This is a genomic window from Leisingera sp. ABM4_103 (assembly GCF_056158685.1).
In genome coordinates this window covers 661553-676735 of record NZ_JBSWTU010000005.1, presented here as the reverse complement: position 1 = coordinate 676735, position 15183 = coordinate 661553, and the positions used below count along the sequence as shown (strand labels likewise).

At 64.8% G+C, this 15183-nt stretch carries 16 protein-coding genes; 7 read left to right on the top strand and 9 right to left on the bottom strand.

Annotated features, from left to right (window positions below; translation table 11 throughout):
- Positions 1–17: 17 nt before the first annotated feature.
- The 7 genes from ACXAED_RS04855 to ACXAED_RS04825 all read right to left on the bottom strand — a co-directional run bounded on the left by ACXAED_RS04855 (position 18) and on the right by ACXAED_RS04825 (position 6988).
- Positions 18–713: a LuxR C-terminal-related transcriptional regulator gene (locus ACXAED_RS04855; protein WP_475047300.1), complete on the bottom strand. Its 696-nt coding sequence runs from the start codon at positions 711–713 to the stop codon at positions 18–20.
- A gap of 140 nt (positions 714–853) precedes the next feature.
- Positions 854–2620, bottom strand: coding sequence for a PQQ-dependent methanol/ethanol family dehydrogenase (locus ACXAED_RS04850; protein ID WP_475047299.1), 1767 nt, complete (start codon positions 2618–2620; stop codon positions 854–856).
- Between the two features lie 209 nt (positions 2621–2829).
- Entirely contained in the window at positions 2830–3630 is an 801-nt protein-coding gene (locus tag ACXAED_RS04845) for an ABC transporter permease (protein WP_475047298.1), read from the bottom strand.
- Positions 3627–4346 carry an ABC transporter ATP-binding protein gene (locus tag ACXAED_RS04840; RefSeq protein ID WP_475047296.1) on the bottom strand — a complete coding sequence of 240 codons (720 nt, stop codon included), beginning with the start codon at positions 4344–4346 and terminating at the stop codon, positions 3627–3629. The genes ACXAED_RS04845 and ACXAED_RS04840 overlap by 4 nt, the downstream gene beginning before the upstream one ends.
- Entirely contained in the window at positions 4343–4804 is a 462-nt protein-coding gene (locus ACXAED_RS04835; RefSeq protein ID WP_475047294.1) for a cupredoxin domain-containing protein, read from the bottom strand. The genes ACXAED_RS04840 and ACXAED_RS04835 overlap by 4 nt, the downstream gene beginning before the upstream one ends.
- Before the next feature lie 46 nt (positions 4805–4850).
- Positions 4851–5828: a YVTN family beta-propeller repeat protein gene (locus ACXAED_RS04830; protein ID WP_475047292.1), complete on the bottom strand. Its 978-nt coding sequence runs from the start codon at positions 5826–5828 to the stop codon at positions 4851–4853.
- Entirely contained in the window at positions 5825–6988 is a 1164-nt protein-coding gene (locus ACXAED_RS04825) for an ABC transporter substrate-binding protein (RefSeq protein ID WP_475047291.1), read from the bottom strand. Before ACXAED_RS04825 ends, ACXAED_RS04830 begins: the two co-directional genes overlap by 4 nt.
- 170 nt (positions 6989–7158) lie before the next feature.
- Between ACXAED_RS04825 and pedF the strand changes: the two genes are divergently transcribed.
- On the top strand, positions 7159–7836 hold the full coding sequence (gene pedF / locus ACXAED_RS04820; protein WP_475047289.1) for a cytochrome c-550 PedF: 678 nt from the start codon (positions 7159–7161) through the stop codon (positions 7834–7836).
- 18 nt (positions 7837–7854) lie between these two features.
- Positions 7855–8757 carry a substrate-binding periplasmic protein gene (locus ACXAED_RS04815; protein WP_475047288.1) on the top strand — a complete coding sequence of 301 codons (903 nt, stop codon included), beginning with the start codon at positions 7855–7857 and terminating at the stop codon, positions 8755–8757.
- Between the two features lie 10 nt (positions 8758–8767).
- On the opposite strand, the gene ACXAED_RS04810 is transcribed toward ACXAED_RS04815, so the two are convergent.
- Both ACXAED_RS04810 and ACXAED_RS04805 read right to left on the bottom strand, forming a co-directional pair.
- Positions 8768–9670: an FAD:protein FMN transferase gene (locus tag ACXAED_RS04810; protein WP_475047287.1), complete on the bottom strand. Its 903-nt coding sequence runs from the start codon at positions 9668–9670 to the stop codon at positions 8768–8770.
- Positions 9667–11751 carry a 4Fe-4S binding protein gene (locus ACXAED_RS04805; protein WP_475047286.1) on the bottom strand — a complete coding sequence of 695 codons (2085 nt, stop codon included), beginning with the start codon at positions 11749–11751 and terminating at the stop codon, positions 9667–9669. The genes ACXAED_RS04810 and ACXAED_RS04805 overlap by 4 nt, the downstream gene beginning before the upstream one ends.
- A 137-nt stretch (positions 11752–11888) precedes the next feature.
- Here ACXAED_RS04805 and pqqA point away from each other — a divergent pair, with 137 nt between their 5' ends.
- The 5 genes from pqqA to pqqE are packed head-to-tail and all read left to right on the top strand — an operon-like array spanning position 11889 to position 15017.
- Positions 11889–11996 carry a pyrroloquinoline quinone precursor peptide PqqA gene (gene pqqA, locus ACXAED_RS04800; RefSeq protein ID WP_027245494.1) on the top strand — a complete coding sequence of 36 codons (108 nt, stop codon included), beginning with the start codon at positions 11889–11891 and terminating at the stop codon, positions 11994–11996.
- Positions 11997–12017: 21 nt separating this feature from the next.
- A complete protein-coding gene (gene pqqB / locus ACXAED_RS04795; protein ID WP_475047285.1) occupies positions 12018–12902 on the top strand; it encodes a pyrroloquinoline quinone biosynthesis protein PqqB in 885 nt (294 codons plus the stop codon).
- Positions 12899–13651, top strand: a complete 753-nt coding sequence (pqqC, locus tag ACXAED_RS04790; protein WP_475047283.1) for a pyrroloquinoline-quinone synthase PqqC — start codon at positions 12899–12901, stop codon at positions 13649–13651. The genes pqqB and pqqC overlap by 4 nt, the downstream gene beginning before the upstream one ends.
- The gene (pqqD, locus tag ACXAED_RS04785; protein ID WP_475047281.1) at positions 13648–13935 is read left to right on the top strand and encodes a pyrroloquinoline quinone biosynthesis peptide chaperone PqqD; all 288 of its coding nucleotides are present in this window, start codon (positions 13648–13650) and stop codon (positions 13933–13935) included. The genes pqqC and pqqD overlap by 4 nt, the downstream gene beginning before the upstream one ends.
- A complete protein-coding gene (gene pqqE, locus ACXAED_RS04780; RefSeq protein WP_475047279.1) occupies positions 13932–15017 on the top strand; it encodes a pyrroloquinoline quinone biosynthesis protein PqqE in 1086 nt (361 codons plus the stop codon). The genes pqqD and pqqE overlap by 4 nt, the downstream gene beginning before the upstream one ends.
- Positions 15018–15183: the final 166 nt, after the last annotated feature.

Here is a 15183-nt window from a genome sequence, read left to right as displayed (position 1 = left end):
CGTTTTTGCCCGCCAGATTAGGCGGGCGGCGGCGTGCCTTGCAAGACGTTAGCAAAGCTTGCCTGCTTGGCGGCTAGAACCGCCTGGGTGCGGCTTTGCACCCCGAGTTTCCGCATAATGGCGGTGATGTGGGCCTTAACGGTAGTTTCGGCAATAGACAACTCATAGGCGATCTGCTTGTTGAGCTTGCCCTCGCAGATCAGCTGCAGGATGCGTGCCTGCTGGTTGGTAAGCAGTGACAGCCGCTGAAGCACATCGTCGTTGTTTTCCGAGTCCCCATCCAGAAGCACATAGCCGTCGGGCAGGAAGACATCGCCTTGGCTGATTGTCTCCAGCGCTTTTTGGAACACATCGCGCTGGCTGTGTTTTGGGATGAAGCCATTGGCACCGGCATGGATGACTGAGCTGACGATGCGGTTGTCTGCCATTGAGGACACCACGAGGATCGGGCAGCCGGTCACCTTGCGCAGGCGCAGCAGCCCGTCCAGCCCGTTGACGTCGGGCAGGTTCAGATCCAGCACCACCAGGTCAACGCGGACGCCGCCGGCGAGCATGTCGAGCGCAGCCTGCAGCGCCGGCGCGGTGTGCATGCTGCTGATCGCGGAAACGGCCTGCAGTGTCATCGCCAAGGCGTCACAGAAAAGCGGGTGGTCATCCACCAGCAGCGCCGCATGGAACTCTGGAGTGTTCGGCGTGTCGGTGTGTGTCGGCATATTTGCACCAGAGCTGTTGTTTTCCTGCCAGCTTAGCAAGCTGACAGCAGCAGCGGTATACGCCTAAAGTCGCATATGGCAGGCGCGCTCCCTCCGGAAGCGCGCCTGTGTTCCTTGCTTGCGGCCCTCTGCCGGGCGGATCAGTCTGCTTGTGCCAGCTGCCGCGGCAGGCGGAACGTCCAGAGCATGCCGCCCTGGTTCAGGTAGTTGACCTTTTTGGCCACCTCGCCGCCCCACAGCGGCACCGCGCCGCCCCAGCCGGAAATGACCGAGACATACTGCTCGCCGTCCTGTTCCCAGGTGATCGGCTGGCCGACGATGCCGGAGCCGGTCTGGAACGACCACAGTTCCTCGCCGGTTTCGTCATCAAAGGCGATGAAACGGCCCTCGGGGGTGCCGGTGAACACGAGCCCGCCTGCTGTGGTCATCACCCCGGCCCAGAGGGGCGCGTCGTTCTTGTACTCCCACTTGATGTCGCCGGTGTCCGGGTCGATCGCCTTGAGGCTGCCGATGTGGTCCTCGTAGTTCGGCTTGATGGTGAAGCCCGCGCCGAGGTAGGCGGCGCCCTTCTTGTAGCTGATCGGCTCGTTCCAGATGTCCATGCCCCATTCGTTCGAAGGCACATAGAAATTGCCGGTGTTCTGCGAAAACGCCATCGGCATCCAGTTCTTGCCGCCCAAGAACGACGGCGAGGCAAAGATGACCTCTCCCTTGTTGCCGTCGGCCGCATCCGCCGGGTTTCCGGGGCGGTTGTCCTCATTAAACACCGGGCGCCCGGTCTCGTCGATACGCTCAGCCCAGGTGATGTCCTTGACGAAGGGCGACGCACTGACGAATTTTCCATCTTCCCGGTTCAGGACATAGAAGAAGCCGTTACGGTCGGCGGTGGCAAAGCGCTTGTTGCCGCTGCGGTCGGTATAGGCGACCACCTCGTTGACGCCGTCATAGTCCCAGCCTTCGCGCGGGGTGGTCTGGAAGTGCCACTTGATCTCGCCATTGGCGGGGTCGATGCCGATCCGGCTCGCGGCATAGAGGTTATCGCCCGCGTTGCCCTCCACCGGGGTGCCTGCGTTGCGCAGGTGGCTGTTCCAGGGCGCCGGGTTGCCGGCACCGAAGACCAGGGTATCGGTTTCCGCATCGTAAGAGCCGCCGAGCCAGGTGGCGCCGCCGCCGGTCTTCCACATGTCGCCCGGCCAGGTGGCGTTAAGGGTGCCGGTCATGGTGCTTTCCTCACCCTTGAAGGTGCCCATGTGGCCCTCGATCACCGGCCGGGTCCAGACCAGCTCGCCGGTTTCGGCGTCGCGTGCCTGCACCTCGCCGACAATTCCGAACTCGCCGCCGGAGTTGCCGGTGATCACCAGCCCGTTGACGATCAGCGGTGCTGCGGTCATCGAGTAACCGGCCTTGTAGTCGGCCACCTTCTTGCGCCATTTCACGTCGCCGGTCTTGAGGTCCAGTGCCACAATGCGGGCGTCCAGCGTGCCGAAATAGAAGGTGTCGCCATAGATCGCGCCGCCGCGGTTCACCACATCGCAGCAGGGCAGGATGCCTTCGGGCAGACGGGCGTCATACTGCCAGATCTCCTTGCCGGTCTCGACGTCGATGGCATAGACGCGGCTGTAGGAGCCGGTGATGTACATGATGCCGTCGTAGATCAGCGGTTGGGTTTCCTGGCCGCGCTGCTTTTCACCGCCAAGGCTGAAAGCCCAGGCGGGCACCAGGTTTGCGACGTTATCCTTGTTCAGTGTTTCCAGCGGGCTGTAGCGCTGCAGGTGCCGCCCCATCCCGTTTGTGACCACCTGCGTTGTGGTCGTCTGGTCGTTCCTGAGGTCGTCTTCGGTGACTCCGGCGTGGCTGACGCCCGCCATCATGGTCCCCGCGGCGACCGCCGTGATGAAGCGGTTCATTGGGCTCCTCCCTATCATTGGATATTCCTCAGCCACCGCCCTGCGCGGGCTGCCGGCCTGCCACAGTATCTAAGGCGTGCCGGGTTGGCGGTATTGCACAATGGTCGTATGCGGAAAGCGGCAGGGGCAGGGCGGGGCGCAACACGGCAAGGCCCGGCGCCTTGCGGCCCGGGATTGCGCTGCGTTAGCCAGCGGTGTCCGCGGCCGCCTCAGCCCGGTTTCGCGGCCTTGCGGATCAGCCCGCGCGCCGGGTCGTAGCCCCAGACCGCCAGCCCCAGCCAGACCAGTCCGGACAGCAGCACCCATGCCAGCGCGGCGGCGTTCAACTGCTGATACAGCGCAAAGCGGATCAGCTCGACCGCCTGGCTGAAGGGGTTCACGGCGCAGATATCTCGCAGCAGCGCGGAGCTTTCGGCCATCTTCCACAGCGGGTAAAGCGCGGTGGACAGGAAGAACATCGGAAAGATCACGAAATTCATCACCCCGGCGAAATTCTCCAGCTGGCGGATCACCGAAGACAGCGCCAGCCCCAGCGCCCCCAGCATCAGCCCGGCCGGGACCAGTGCGGGCAGCAGGGAGGCATAACCAGCCCAATTGAAGCGGATGCCGAACAGCGCGGCCAGCGCCAGGAAAACATAGACCTGCAGTATCGAGATCGCGGTGCTGGCAAGCAGGCGGCAGACCAGCAGCCACCAGCGCGGCAGCGGGCTCGTCAGCAGCAGCCGCATTGAGCCCATTTCCCTGTCATAGACCATCGACAGCGAGCTTTGCATGCCGTTGAACAGCAGGATCATGCCGCACAATCCGGGCACGATATAGACCTCGTAAGTGGTGTAGGTGGCATAGGGCGGGGTGATTGACAGGCCAAGCGCGGCGCGGAAGCCCGCGGCGAAAACCACTAGCCACAGCATTGGCCGCACCAGTGCCGCGACAAAGCGTCCGCGCTGGCCGATGAACCGCAGCGCCTCGCGCTGGGTGATTGCTGTCAGGGCTGCCAGCCAGGCGGTCATGCCGCCTGTTCCGTCAGCCTGAGGAAGTGATCGGCCAGCCCCAGACCGCCGCGCAGCTGGCGGGCGGTTCCGTCTTGCGCCAGCCTGCCGCGGTGCAGGATCAGCAGCTGATCGGCGTCCTCCACCTCATCAGTCAGGTGGGTGGCCCAGAGCACCGTCAGCCCCTTGCGCCGCGACAGGTCGTGCACATGGTCGGTGATCGCGCGCCGGGTTGCCGCGTCCAGCCCCACCGTAGGCTCGTCCAGCAGCAGCACCTTGGGATGGTGGATAAGGCTGCGGGCAATCTCCAGCCGGCGGCGGTGCCCGCCATTGAGGTTGCGCACCCGCTCATCCAGCCGGCCGCGCATCTCCAGCCGTTCCAGCGCGGCCTCGATCCGGGCCTGCGCCCTGGCACCGCGCAGGCCGTGCAGGGCGGCGAAATAGCTCAGATTGCGCTGCACCGTCAGATCCAGATCCAGTGTCGGCTGCTGGAACACCACTCCCATCTGCCGCAGAGCCTTGCGCGGGGCGCGGGCCATGTCGTGGCCGCCAACTTCAATTCTGCCCCGCGGCGCGGTGAACAGGCGGGTAAGCAGTGCAAACAGTGTCGACTTGCCCGCCCCGTTGGGGCCCAGCAAGGCGCAGAAGGTGCCAGGCTCAACCCGGAAGCTAACCCTGTCCAGCGCCTGCCGGGTGCCGTAGGCATAGCTCAGGTTTTCCACCCGAAGCCCGGTCATTGGATGGTGATCTCCAGCCGCTGAGTATCGCCGGTCGAACCGGGCACCTTGAGGTGGTAATTCCCGGGTTTCAAAGCAATAAAACCAATTTCCATCTCGCCGGCCTCGTCAAACTCGATGCTGTCGAGACCCAGCGGGCGGATCTCAAGGCCTTCCACGACAATCTCGTCGATCCAGACCGCGCGGAAGAAATCCGCGCCCGTCAGTGCCAGCTCCTGGCTGCCGTCGCCTTGAATCTCGAACTCGTAATAGGTGCCGGATTTCAGCGCCCAGGGGGCGTCGGCCAGTGGCATCCCTGCGGACAAAGAAACCGGCGGCAGGTCTTCCTTGTTGGAGGCGGACAACAGCCCGGCGAGGCCGAGGCCCGCCTTGCCCTGATCGTCATCATCGCTATCGGCGAAGCCGGCTGCGGGCAGGGCCAAGCACAGAACCGTGGAAAGAATACGGGATTTCAGCATCGGGTGTCCTCCTGTCGGGATGCGGTTTGCCGCGGGGCGGCAGGTGTCAGGGCCGCAGCGCCGCTCCCCAGGGAAAGCGGCCGACCTTGATGGATTTCAGTGCCTGGCGCTTGGCGGTGTCGATCACGGTGACATCGCCGGACACGCCGTTGGTGGTGAACAGCAGCGACTTGTCCGGGGAAAACGCCATGTGCCAGACCCGGCGGCCAACCAGGATGTAGTCTTCCACCTCAAGCGTCCCGGCATTGACCACCGCAACATGGTTGGACGGTCCTAGCGCAACGAAGGCGGTTTTTTCATCGACCGTGAAGGCAAATCCCACTGGCTGCACCCGGTCGGGATGCACACCTTTGACATCGAAGCTTATCTTTCCAGTCTCAGTCTGAGTGACGGTGTCGAAAACGGTGATGGTGCCGCCGATCTCGGAGGAGACCCACAGCGCGCTGCCGCCTGCGGTGAATTCGGCGTGGCGGGGCCGGGAGTCGACCAGCGTATTGGCAAACAGCTGTTGCGTTTCCGTGTCGATCCAATGCGCCATATTGGTGGTCTCTGAGGTGGTGATGGCGATTTTGCCATCGGGGGAGACCGCCATGCCTTCGGGTTCGATCCCGACATTGATCTGTGCGACCACCTTGCGGGTTTCGGTGTCGACTACCGTGGTCACGGCGTCGTCCTCGTTGGCGATGTAGAGATGCCGGTCGTTCGGGTGCAGCACGAATTGCTCGGGATCCTCGCCGGAGGGCAGCTCGTGCAGGATCTCGCCGGTGGCGGCATCCAGAACCTGAACCGTGTCGCTGTCAGAGGCGCAGACATAGGCTTTTGAGAAGTCCTTGGAGAAGGTGATGCCGCGCGGCCGCTCCCCGGTTTCGATGGTGCGGACCACTTCCAGCGTGGCGATGTCGATCACGCTGATGGTATCGTCCTTTTCGTTTGTGACCCAGATTTCCGCGGCATCAAGCGTTGCGGCCGGGGCCAGCAGCGCTGAGAAGGCGAGCGCGGCAAGGGGTTTTGCAATAGATGTCATTGGAAGGCTCCGCAGAGGCTTTCGGGTTCATCAAGGCCGAGGGTGTCGAGTTCGCTGTGCTGGTGGAGGAAGCCGGGCAAGGGCGCCTGCGCCGCCAGCGCGCGGGGGGTGGCGAGCGGGATCGGCTGGCGCAACTGGCCGTTCCAGCCGCGGTAGCTGAGCGGTCGGCCCTTGAAACCGGCCAGCTCGAAACTGTTCGACAGGATGAAGCTGCGCAGAACTGCCGCGCCGGCGGAATTCGTGCGCGTCACCGCCTCGCCGATGGTTCGCATCGCGGCCCAGGCGGCATAGTCCCGGGCAAGCATCTTGCGGCCGGCGAGCTCCTGAAACCGCGACTGCAATTGCGCCGCGCCCCATTGCTCGACCACCGGCGCCCAAGCCGTTGGCACCAGCCCTTCGGAACCGGCAACCGGCCGCGGCAGCCAAGTGTTGTAGGGCAGGTAGCGGGCGAAATCCTGCAGTTCGTCGGCGACAAGCAGCAGGTCATGGCGGCCCAATTCCTGCGACATGAACGGCACTTCCTGAGCGGCGTTGCGGCGCATGTCGGCCCCATAGTCCCAGGTCCGTTCCGCGGTGATGTCCAGCCCGAACTTGGCGGCGCTTTGGCGCAGCGCAGCGGCAAACGCCAGATCCTGCCGGTGGCTGCCGGAGATCAGGGCCAGCCCGGTCCAGCGCTTAGACAGCGCAAACTGCATTAGTGCGTCGCTGCGCATCAAGTCCGAGGGCAGGCTGTGCAGGAGGTTGCGGCGGCAGTCGCCGCTGCGCAGGCCGGTGTCCGGGCTGGCGGCGTTGAACAGCAGGGCATTCTGCGCCTCCGGCAGGTCGGCGGCGGCCAGCAGCGCCGGTTTGGGCGCATCCAGGATCAGCAGCTTGCTGCGGCTCAGCGCCGTCCGCACCGCCGCGGCAAAATCGCCGTCCTCAGGGACGGAAATGGCCTCCAGGCTGTAGCTGTGCCCTAGAAAGCCGCCGGTGGTCCGGTTGTCGGCCAGCCCCAGTTGCGCGCCTGTCTCGCCAAGATCCGCGGGCGGCGGATCAAGATTGGAGAGGGTCGGGGGCTGCACCTCCTGCTGTTTCAGGTAGATGACCGGCACCTCAACCCCGTTCGCCGCGGCAAATGCAGCGGGCAACAGGGCTATCACGAATGTGATCAGAAAGCGCATCGGAACACCCGGTTTTGTCTGGATGGGCCGAGCGTACTGCCGCCCGGAGGTTCGCTGCCATTGGACCAAGGTCGTAGGCTGCCTGCGCGGTTCTCCAACTTAAGTCGCGTATCGGGGCAGGGCGCAGGCTGGCTATTCTTGCGGCAAGCACAAACTTACGGGAGGAACTCATGTTCAAACTGCCTCTTGCGGCCCTTGGCCTAGCAGCACTTGCCACAGCGGCGCACGCCCACGGAGATGTCGCGCCGCAGCCGATGAATACCGATGCCCTGCCAGACGTCGGAGAGGAATGGCTGACCGAAAACCCATATCGCGGCAAGGATGCGGAAGTCTGGCAAACAGCGGTCGACATCGGCAGCAGCGGCTACAACCAGAATTGCGCCCGCTGCCACGGGCTGGGCGGCGTTTCCGGCGGGCTGGCACCTGACCTGCGCTACCTTGAAGCAGAAGAATTCGGCGACGAATGGTTCGTTGAGCGGTTCCGCAGCGGATATACCCAGAACGGCATCACCAAGATGCCCGCCTTTGGGGAGCTGCTGGGCCAGAAGGCCGCCTGGGCGATCCGGACTTACTTGGAAACCCGGCCCGATGACGGTGCCCTGGACGAGGCTACCGGCCGGCTGCTGGAAATCCGCGATGAGCTGACAACGATGGCCGGCGGCGGGGGCGGAGATGCGGCTGCGCTGCAGGCGGAGCTTGCCAAGATTGCAGAGAGTGTCGAAACCGGCTCCGGCGCACCGGTGGCTGACAGCGTGGCTTACCGGGCTGCCAGCCTGATCGATGGCGCAAAGCCGGACTTTGCGGGTGCCGCGGAGGCCTTGACCGTGGGCTTGTCAGCAGCGCATTGACCCGAAGGGCTGAGACAGATGAAACAGAAGCTGGCCGGTTTCCTCGTGTTTGCAGCGCTTTTCTGCGGCTGGGCGCAGGCGGGACTGGCCCGCTGCGCCAGCCATGTGCCGCAGCCAAAACCGCAGAATGCTTCGCGCGATATCGTCGGGCAGGACCTTGAGACAATCATCGAGCGCGGTTTCATCACCTTTGCCGCCTACGAGGATTTCGCGCCCTGGTCTTACGAGGAGGCGGGCAAAATCAAGGGGGCAGACATCGATTTGGGCCGGATGATTGCCGCGGAGCTGGGGGTGGAAGCGCGGTTTACTCTGGTCGCGGCGGGCGAGAATCTGGATGCGGATCTGCGAAACTGGGTCTGGAAGGGGCCGATCGTGGGCGGCAGCGTGGCCAACGTTATGCTGCATGTCCCCTATGACAGCGAATTCGCCTGCCGGGTCGAACAAGTGGTGTTCACTGGCCAGTATCATGTGGAGGAAGTGGCTATCGCCTACCGCCGGGACGCATATCCCGAAGACCCGCCGGTGCCCGCCTATTTCCGCTTCGACAGCGTCGCGGTCGAGAACGACTTAATCGCCGACTTCTATTTATCGGCCTTTCCCGGCGGCCAGCTGAGCGGCAATATCCGCCGCTACCCGACGGCGGCAGCGGCTATGGCGGGCCTGGATCAGGCGGAGGTCAAAGCCGCGATGGGGCCTCTGGCGCAATTGGAGGCCGGGCTGACCGCGCGGACCGCGGTCCATACACCGCCGCTGCCTGGCTTTTCCGCGGGGACTTGGACGTCCGGCGTAGCTGTGCACTTTTCCTACCGTCCACTGGCCTATGCGGTGGAAGATGCCATCGCCGCTGGACTGCAGGACGGCCGGATTGCCGCCATTTTCGCAGCTCATGGCCTAAGCCACCGGCCGCCGGAACTTCGCTAGAATACTGCCACTAACCCACTGTCCTCAATCGGCCATCCTGCGCGAGAAGAGTGGCGCGGGGGCGGCCGGGCAGACGGTCCAGTGCGGTGGCGATTTCAGCTTCGCTCATGAGGCAAAAGGCGGTGGAGGATGCATCAGCCACCGCGGCGCTGTCCCCTTCGGTGCAGACGGTGGCCCAATGCGGCTGGCGGCCGAGGGCGGGGTGCAGGATATGCGCGGTGCTTTGCAGCCGCAGGGCGCTGGGACTGGAGGTCGCAATGGCCCGGCTGGTCAGGCTGCGGGCTGCAAATAAACCGCGCTCCGGATCAGCCAGCCCGATGCGGAACGGGCCGCCGAGCGCGGCAAACTCGCCGGCGTTGATCAGAACCTGCTCCAGCCCCAGGCGGGCGAGCGCGGCGCGGACCGTGTCTGTGGCATAGCCTTGGGCAATGCCGTTGAAGGTCAGCGCCTGGCCCGGCATCAGCCGGATTTCCTGCTCCGCTACGGACACCTTGTGCCAGCCCGTGAGGCGGGCGGCCTCGCGGCTGCCTTCACCACGCGCGACGGCCTGCCAGAGCGGCTGGACTGAAGGGTCGAAGATCCCTGCAGTTGCCGCATGCACTTGGGTGCAGAGCCGGGCTAATTGCAGAAACGGCGGTGGCGGGTTTCTCAGAACTCCGGTCCGGTTCAGCCGGGACAGGGCAGAGGCCGGATCATAGAGGCTGAACAGCTGTTCGGCCCGCCGCAGCTGCGACAGCGCGGCTGCAATCGCCTGATCTGCCAGCGGCGGCGGCGCGTGGATGGTTAGACGCGCCTCGGCGCCAAGGGCAAATCCCCGCCAAGTGACGGGTGCAGCTGGCGCTGCTGGGGCCGCGGCGCCCAGGGCGGCGGCAGAGATTGCCAGGAACCGGCGGCGGGTCAGTCTGGCGCTCATTCCGCGGCCTCCAGCTGTTGTTTCTTGCGCGCCGCCAGGATCAGCGGAACGCAGCGGGCCGGTTCGTCGTGGATCGACACGCAATCGAGGCAGCCAAAGCATTCGTCATAGCGGACCGAACCGGATGGCTCGATCGCGCCATAGGCGCACTTCACCCGGCACAGCTGGCAGGGGCTGCCGCAGGCGGCGCGCCGGGCGATCCAGTTACGCTGCCGCAGCAGCCCGCCCGCCGCCATGGCCGCGCCCAGCGGGCACAGGTAGCGGCAGAACGGCTTGAACAGCACCAGCCCCGCAGCCAGCCAGAACACCGCATAGGCAGTGAAATACCACTCACGCTGGAAAGAGGTGGTGATCGCGGTCTTGAAAGGTTCGACCTCGGCTGCGGTGTCCACGTGTTCAGGTGCCAGGAAGACCAGCGAGATCAGCGCGCCCAGCACCCCGTATTTGAGGAGTTTGAGCCGCCCGTCCCAGGCTGGAGTAAGGCCCGCCTGAGGCAGTCCCAGCTTGCGGCCCAAGTGGTGCGCGAATTCCTGAAGCGCGCCGAACGGGCACAGCCAGCCGCAGAACAGGGCCCGCCCCCATAGAAAAAATCCGAGGATGGCGAAGCCCCACAGCAACAGCGAAAACGGGTCGTAGGCGAGGAAGGCAAAGCTGCCGCCCTCGGCCGCGGTGCGCAGCACGCCCAGCACGGTGACGATGGACAGCTGGCCCTGACCCCACCAGCCGATGAAAACCGTGACAACCGACAGCACCGTCAGCCGTAACGGGGTAAGCACCTTGCGCGCGGCAATCCGGCTTTGCGCCAGCAACAGCGCGGAGGTCAGCGCTGTCAGGAAAAGCGCCAGCAGGACCACGTCGGTCTGTCGGCTGCGCAGCGCCTCCAGCCAGGGCGGCACGGACACGGGCGCTTCGTCCCGCAGAAAAAACCGGTCGGGGGTCCGGTGCGTGACCGGGAAACTCACAGTACCGGTCTCGGGCTGGAACATGCCGTGCGCCCGCACCGCCTGGACGTGCAGCGTCCATTCCTGCGCCGGGTCAAAGCCGAGGCGGCGGTCGGCCCGCAGGATCATCGCCGTGCCGTCGTGCAGAGGCGCTGGCAGAGCCGGCGACAGCTCGACCAGCAGATCGCTATCCCGCAGCGCCACCGGCAGACCGTTTTGGGTTGCGAACACCCGGTCCGGGGCGGTGTTCCGGATGAATTCCGGGCTGACCAGCCCGTGGCGGCCGGTCTCGATCAGCAAGAGAGGCTCATCATCGGGAGAGATCGCCAGGAAATCCTGCAGCTCGTCATAGCCGTCCGTCGACAGAACAGCCTGTGCGATTGACGGCGGGCCAAGGTCGATGATCCAGAGATCCAGATAGGGCGCCTCGGGATGCTGCCGTGCCTCTGGGTCGTCATCTGCCCAAAGGGTGCCGGCAAAGGCCGCGTCAACCTCCGCATTGGAGACTGTGGCGCGGGCGGCCAGCCCCTGATCGACCAGCGCCGCCCAGTCCAGCGGCTCGCTGTGGTCCGGGTCCGGCCGGGCGGGCGGGGCGGTGATGACGCCGTGCATCTTCTCGCGTGCGACTGCCAGGGCTGCGGCCATGATGGAGTCATGGGCGATCCGAACTGAGGCGGTCGCCTTGGTGACCCCGTCGAGATAGACCAGAGAGGAGCCGGAACCCGTTTCGCCGTAGGGGGTGCCGATGGTGATCGAGGAGAAAACTGACAGGCCCGGGTACTGCTCGAAAAAGCGGTGAAACGGGGCCGGGCCAAGCCCGGAGACAAAGACCGGCTCGTTATGGCTGATCAGCCGGACATCCAGAAAGGTGCCGTCCAGGTCCAGGAGCACCAGCACGTTAACCGGCGCGCCGGAAAACCCGGGCAGGGGGGCTAGCGGCTCGGTTTCAAAGGCATAGCCTGCCTCCGCCCCGCCCGAGTTGAGCAGTGTATAGACACCCTTGCCGTTCACCGGCTCTCCCAATGAGAATGGCGGCATGATCAGGGCGCTGATTTCCTCGCGCGGCAATGGCGACGCCGCCAGCACACTGGCCGCAAAGAACCAGGCGTTAAACCAGATTATGAACCGGGATACGCGCATAGACAGCAGTCTGCCGGGCCCGGACGCCCCGTGCCATTGGACCAAAGTCTGAGGCCGTCCTTACGACCAAAGGCCAATACCGGGGCCGGGGGCTGGCAGCTAGGCTGATGGGATTAAAGCCAGCAAAGGAGGACGAAATGGCCTGGTCTGCCCCGAAACTGAAAGAAATCAACTGCGGCATGGAAATCAACATGTACTCCCCGTCCGAGGACGACGGCCGCGAATACGAACCCGATCTGTTCTGATCGCCAAAAAGGAAAACGGCCATGCGGTTTCTGGTTCTTGGCGCGGCGGCGGGCGGCGGCCTGCCGCAGTGGAATTGCGGCTGCCGGAATTGCCGGGACGCGCGTCTCGGCAGGATCGCATCCGCCACCCAGTCCTCGCTGGCCGTCACACTGGACGGGCAGAGCTGGGCGGTTCTGAACGCCTCTCCCGACATACGGGTTCAGCTGCAGCACTGCCCGTCCATGCATCCGCAGTCGTTGCGCCACAGCCCGCTGCGCGCGGTGCTGCTGACCAACGGGGATATTGATCACATTGCAGGTCTCCTGTCCCTGCGGGAACAGTCGCCTTTTTCTCTGTTCGCCACTGCCGGCCTGCTGGATGTGCTGGCGGCCAACCCGGTGTTCAACGCCCTTCCGGCGGCTGTTGGCCGCCATCCTGTGCGGCTGAGCGAAGGTTTCGAGCTGCTTCCGGGACTGCGTGCAACGGTTTTTCCGGTACCGGGCAAGGTGCCGCTGTTCATGGAAGGCGGGGAGGTGCAGACGGATCTGATCGGGGAGCAAACCGTCGGCGTCCGGCTGACCGACGGCAGCAAAACCGCCTATTACATCCCCGGCTGTTCCGGCGTGTCCGCTGAGCTGCTGGAGATTCTGGCGGATGCTGACCAGGTATTCTTTGACGGAACGCTCTGGCACGATCAGGAGATGATCCAAAGCGGGACAGGCACCAAGACCGGCCAGCGGATGGGGCATATCTCGATCAGCGGCGCGGAAGGCTCGATTGCCTGTCTGCAGACAGTGGATGCGGCGAAGACGTTTATTCACATCAACAACACCAACCCGATCTGGCAGCCCGGCAGCGCCGAGCGCGCGCAGGTGCTGGCCGCCGGATGGACAATTGCAGCGGATGGAATGGAGATTGCCTTATGAATGTGCAAACCCGGGAAATTCCGGCAAGAGAACCGCTGGAAGCCCGCCTGCGCGCCATCGGCGCGGCGCGGTACCACGACAAGCATCCGTTCCATCACAGGCTGCACGGCGGGGAATGCTCTCCCGACCAGGTCCGCGCCTGGGTGATCAACCGTTGGGCCTATCAGGCGGCGATCCCGATGAAGGACGCGGCCTTTCTGTCCCGCTGCACTGATCCCGCCATGCGCAGGGCCTGGCGCAGCCGGATCGAAGATCATGACGGCGGCATCAGCGAAGGCGGCGGCATACGCCGCTGGCTGCGGCTGGCCGAAGCGGTCGGGCTTGACCCGGACTACGTGGCCTCCGGCCGTGGCGTGCTGCCGGCCACCCAATTCGCCGTCGACGCCTATATCCGCTATGTGCGCGACATGCCGCTGCTGTCGGCAGTGGCCTCGTCGCTGACGGAACTATTCGCGCCGTCCATCCACGAGCAGCGGATCGAAGGCCTGCTGCAGCATTACGATTTCGCCAGTGCCGCCAGCCTGTCCTATTTCCGCAAGCGGCTGACTGAGGCGCCAAAGGACGTGGAATTCGGCCTGGCCTGGGTGCTGGAGAACGCTGACACGCCAGAGAAGGAAGACGCTGCCTGCGAGGCGCTGATCTTCAAGACCAATGTCCTGTGGGCGCAGCTTGATGCGCTTTGGGGCGCTTATGTGGAGCCGGGTCGGATCCCGCCGGGCGCATGGCAGCCGGACGAGGGGCTGGCATGAAGCTGGCGCTGGCCCCCTCCGACCGCCCCTTTCTGCCGCGCGGGGTGCGCATGATTACCGACAAGGTGCGGGGCGGCAAGGTGCTGCTTTGCCCGGAAAAAGCCATTGCCTTGGATGCCATCGGAGTGGCGATCCTGTCACGGGTCGATGGCAGCGCTTCGTTCGAGGAAATCGTTGCCGGTCTGGCGGCAGCCTATGATGCCCCGGCGGAGCAGATCGCCGGCGACGTGCAGCGCTTCCTGGCCGGGCTTCGGTCCCGGATGTATCTGGCGGTGCGGCCATGACGGTGCCTCCGCCCATCGCGATGCTGGCTGAGCTGACGCACCGCTGCCCGCTGGCCTGCCCCTATTGCTCCAACCCGCAGGACCTGCTGGGCCGGGACGCGGAGATGACAACCGGCGAGTGGGCGGATGCCTTCCGCCAGGCTGCGGAACTGGGGGTCCTGCAATTGCACCTGTCCGGCGGCGAGCCCGCCGCGCGCCCCGATCTGGCGGAACTCACTGCCGCGGCACAAGGCTGCGGGCTTTATACCAACCTGATCACCAGCGGCATCGGCCTGACCCCCAAACGGCTGAATGCGCTGGAGGCAGCAGGGCTGGACCATATCCAGCTGTCCTTGCAGGGCACCAGCGCCGGGCTTGCCGATTGGATCGGCGGCTACAAGGGCGGGTTTGACCGTAAGATGAAGATCGCCGCGGAGATCAAGGCGCGGGGAATTCCCCTGACGCTGAACGCTGTCATGCACCGGCACAATCTGGACAATCTGGAACGCACCATTGAAATGGCTGTCGAAATGGGCGCCCGGCGGCTTGAGGTCGCTTGTGTACAGTTCCATGGCTGGGCGTCCCGGAACCGGGCACAGCTGCTGCCCACCCGCGCGCAGACAGAGGCTGCCAAACGCGTCGTTACTGAGGCGGAGCAGCGTCTGCGTGGTGTGCTGGCGTTCGATTTCGTTCCGCCCGACTACTACGCGGACTATCCCAAGGCCTGTATGGGGGGCTGGGGGACGGCCGGGCTGAACATCGCGCCGGATGGAACTGTGCTGCCTTGCCATGCGGCCCAGACTATCCCGCATCTGGACTTTGACACCGTCCGCAGCAAGCCACTGGCCGCGATCTGGTACGACGGCGCCGCGTTCAATGCCTACAGGGGCACTGATTGGCTGCCGCAGCCCTGCCGCAGCTGTGACCGCAAGGAAGCTGATTTCGGTGGTTGCCGCTGTCAGGCGCTAGCCTTGGCAGGTGACGCAGGCGCAACAGATCCCGTGTGCCGGAAGTCGCCCCGGCATCAGGCCGTGCTCGATCTTCTTGAACAAGCCGGAAACAGTTCAGACGCTGCTTTTGTTTACCGGAGCGCTGCTGGCTGAGAAGAGCCGCTGAAGGCGCGAAACGGTGGTGTATTGGCTGCCAATGGACGGGGAAACCGTACAGCACCTTTCAGAAAAAGTGAATTCTTATCGCGGGAGCGGGCAGGCGTCACCGTCCGCCCCAACCGTCCGCTCGCGGGACCCGGCCGGCTGCGGACACAGATTG

Coding starts and splice junctions, on each gene's coding strand:
- ACXAED_RS04855 (WP_475047300.1), bottom strand. CDS start 713: ATGCCGACACACACCGACACGCCGAACACTCCAGAGTTCCATGCGGCG.
- ACXAED_RS04850 (WP_475047299.1), bottom strand. CDS start 2,620: ATGAACCGCTTCATCACGGCGGTCGCCGCGGGGACCATGATGGCGGGC.
- ACXAED_RS04845 (WP_475047298.1), bottom strand. CDS start 3,630: ATGACCGCCTGGCTGGCAGCCCTGACAGCAATCACCCAGCGCGAGGCG.
- ACXAED_RS04840 (WP_475047296.1), bottom strand. CDS start 4,346: ATGACCGGGCTTCGGGTGGAAAACCTGAGCTATGCCTACGGCACCCGG.
- ACXAED_RS04835 (WP_475047294.1), bottom strand. CDS start 4,804: ATGCTGAAATCCCGTATTCTTTCCACGGTTCTGTGCTTGGCCCTGCCC.
- ACXAED_RS04830 (WP_475047292.1), bottom strand. CDS start 5,828: ATGACATCTATTGCAAAACCCCTTGCCGCGCTCGCCTTCTCAGCGCTG.
- ACXAED_RS04825 (WP_475047291.1), bottom strand. CDS start 6,988: ATGCGCTTTCTGATCACATTCGTGATAGCCCTGTTGCCCGCTGCATTT.
- pedF (WP_475047289.1), top strand. CDS start 7,159: ATGTTCAAACTGCCTCTTGCGGCCCTTGGCCTAGCAGCACTTGCCACA.
- ACXAED_RS04815 (WP_475047288.1), top strand. CDS start 7,855: ATGAAACAGAAGCTGGCCGGTTTCCTCGTGTTTGCAGCGCTTTTCTGC.
- ACXAED_RS04810 (WP_475047287.1), bottom strand. CDS start 9,670: ATGAGCGCCAGACTGACCCGCCGCCGGTTCCTGGCAATCTCTGCCGCC.
- ACXAED_RS04805 (WP_475047286.1), bottom strand. CDS start 11,751: ATGCGCGTATCCCGGTTCATAATCTGGTTTAACGCCTGGTTCTTTGCG.
- pqqA (WP_027245494.1), top strand. CDS start 11,889: ATGGCCTGGTCTGCCCCGAAACTGAAAGAAATCAACTGCGGCATGGAA.
- pqqB (WP_475047285.1), top strand. CDS start 12,018: ATGCGGTTTCTGGTTCTTGGCGCGGCGGCGGGCGGCGGCCTGCCGCAG.
- pqqC (WP_475047283.1), top strand. CDS start 12,899: ATGAATGTGCAAACCCGGGAAATTCCGGCAAGAGAACCGCTGGAAGCC.
- pqqD (WP_475047281.1), top strand. CDS start 13,648: ATGAAGCTGGCGCTGGCCCCCTCCGACCGCCCCTTTCTGCCGCGCGGG.
- pqqE (WP_475047279.1), top strand. CDS start 13,932: ATGACGGTGCCTCCGCCCATCGCGATGCTGGCTGAGCTGACGCACCGC.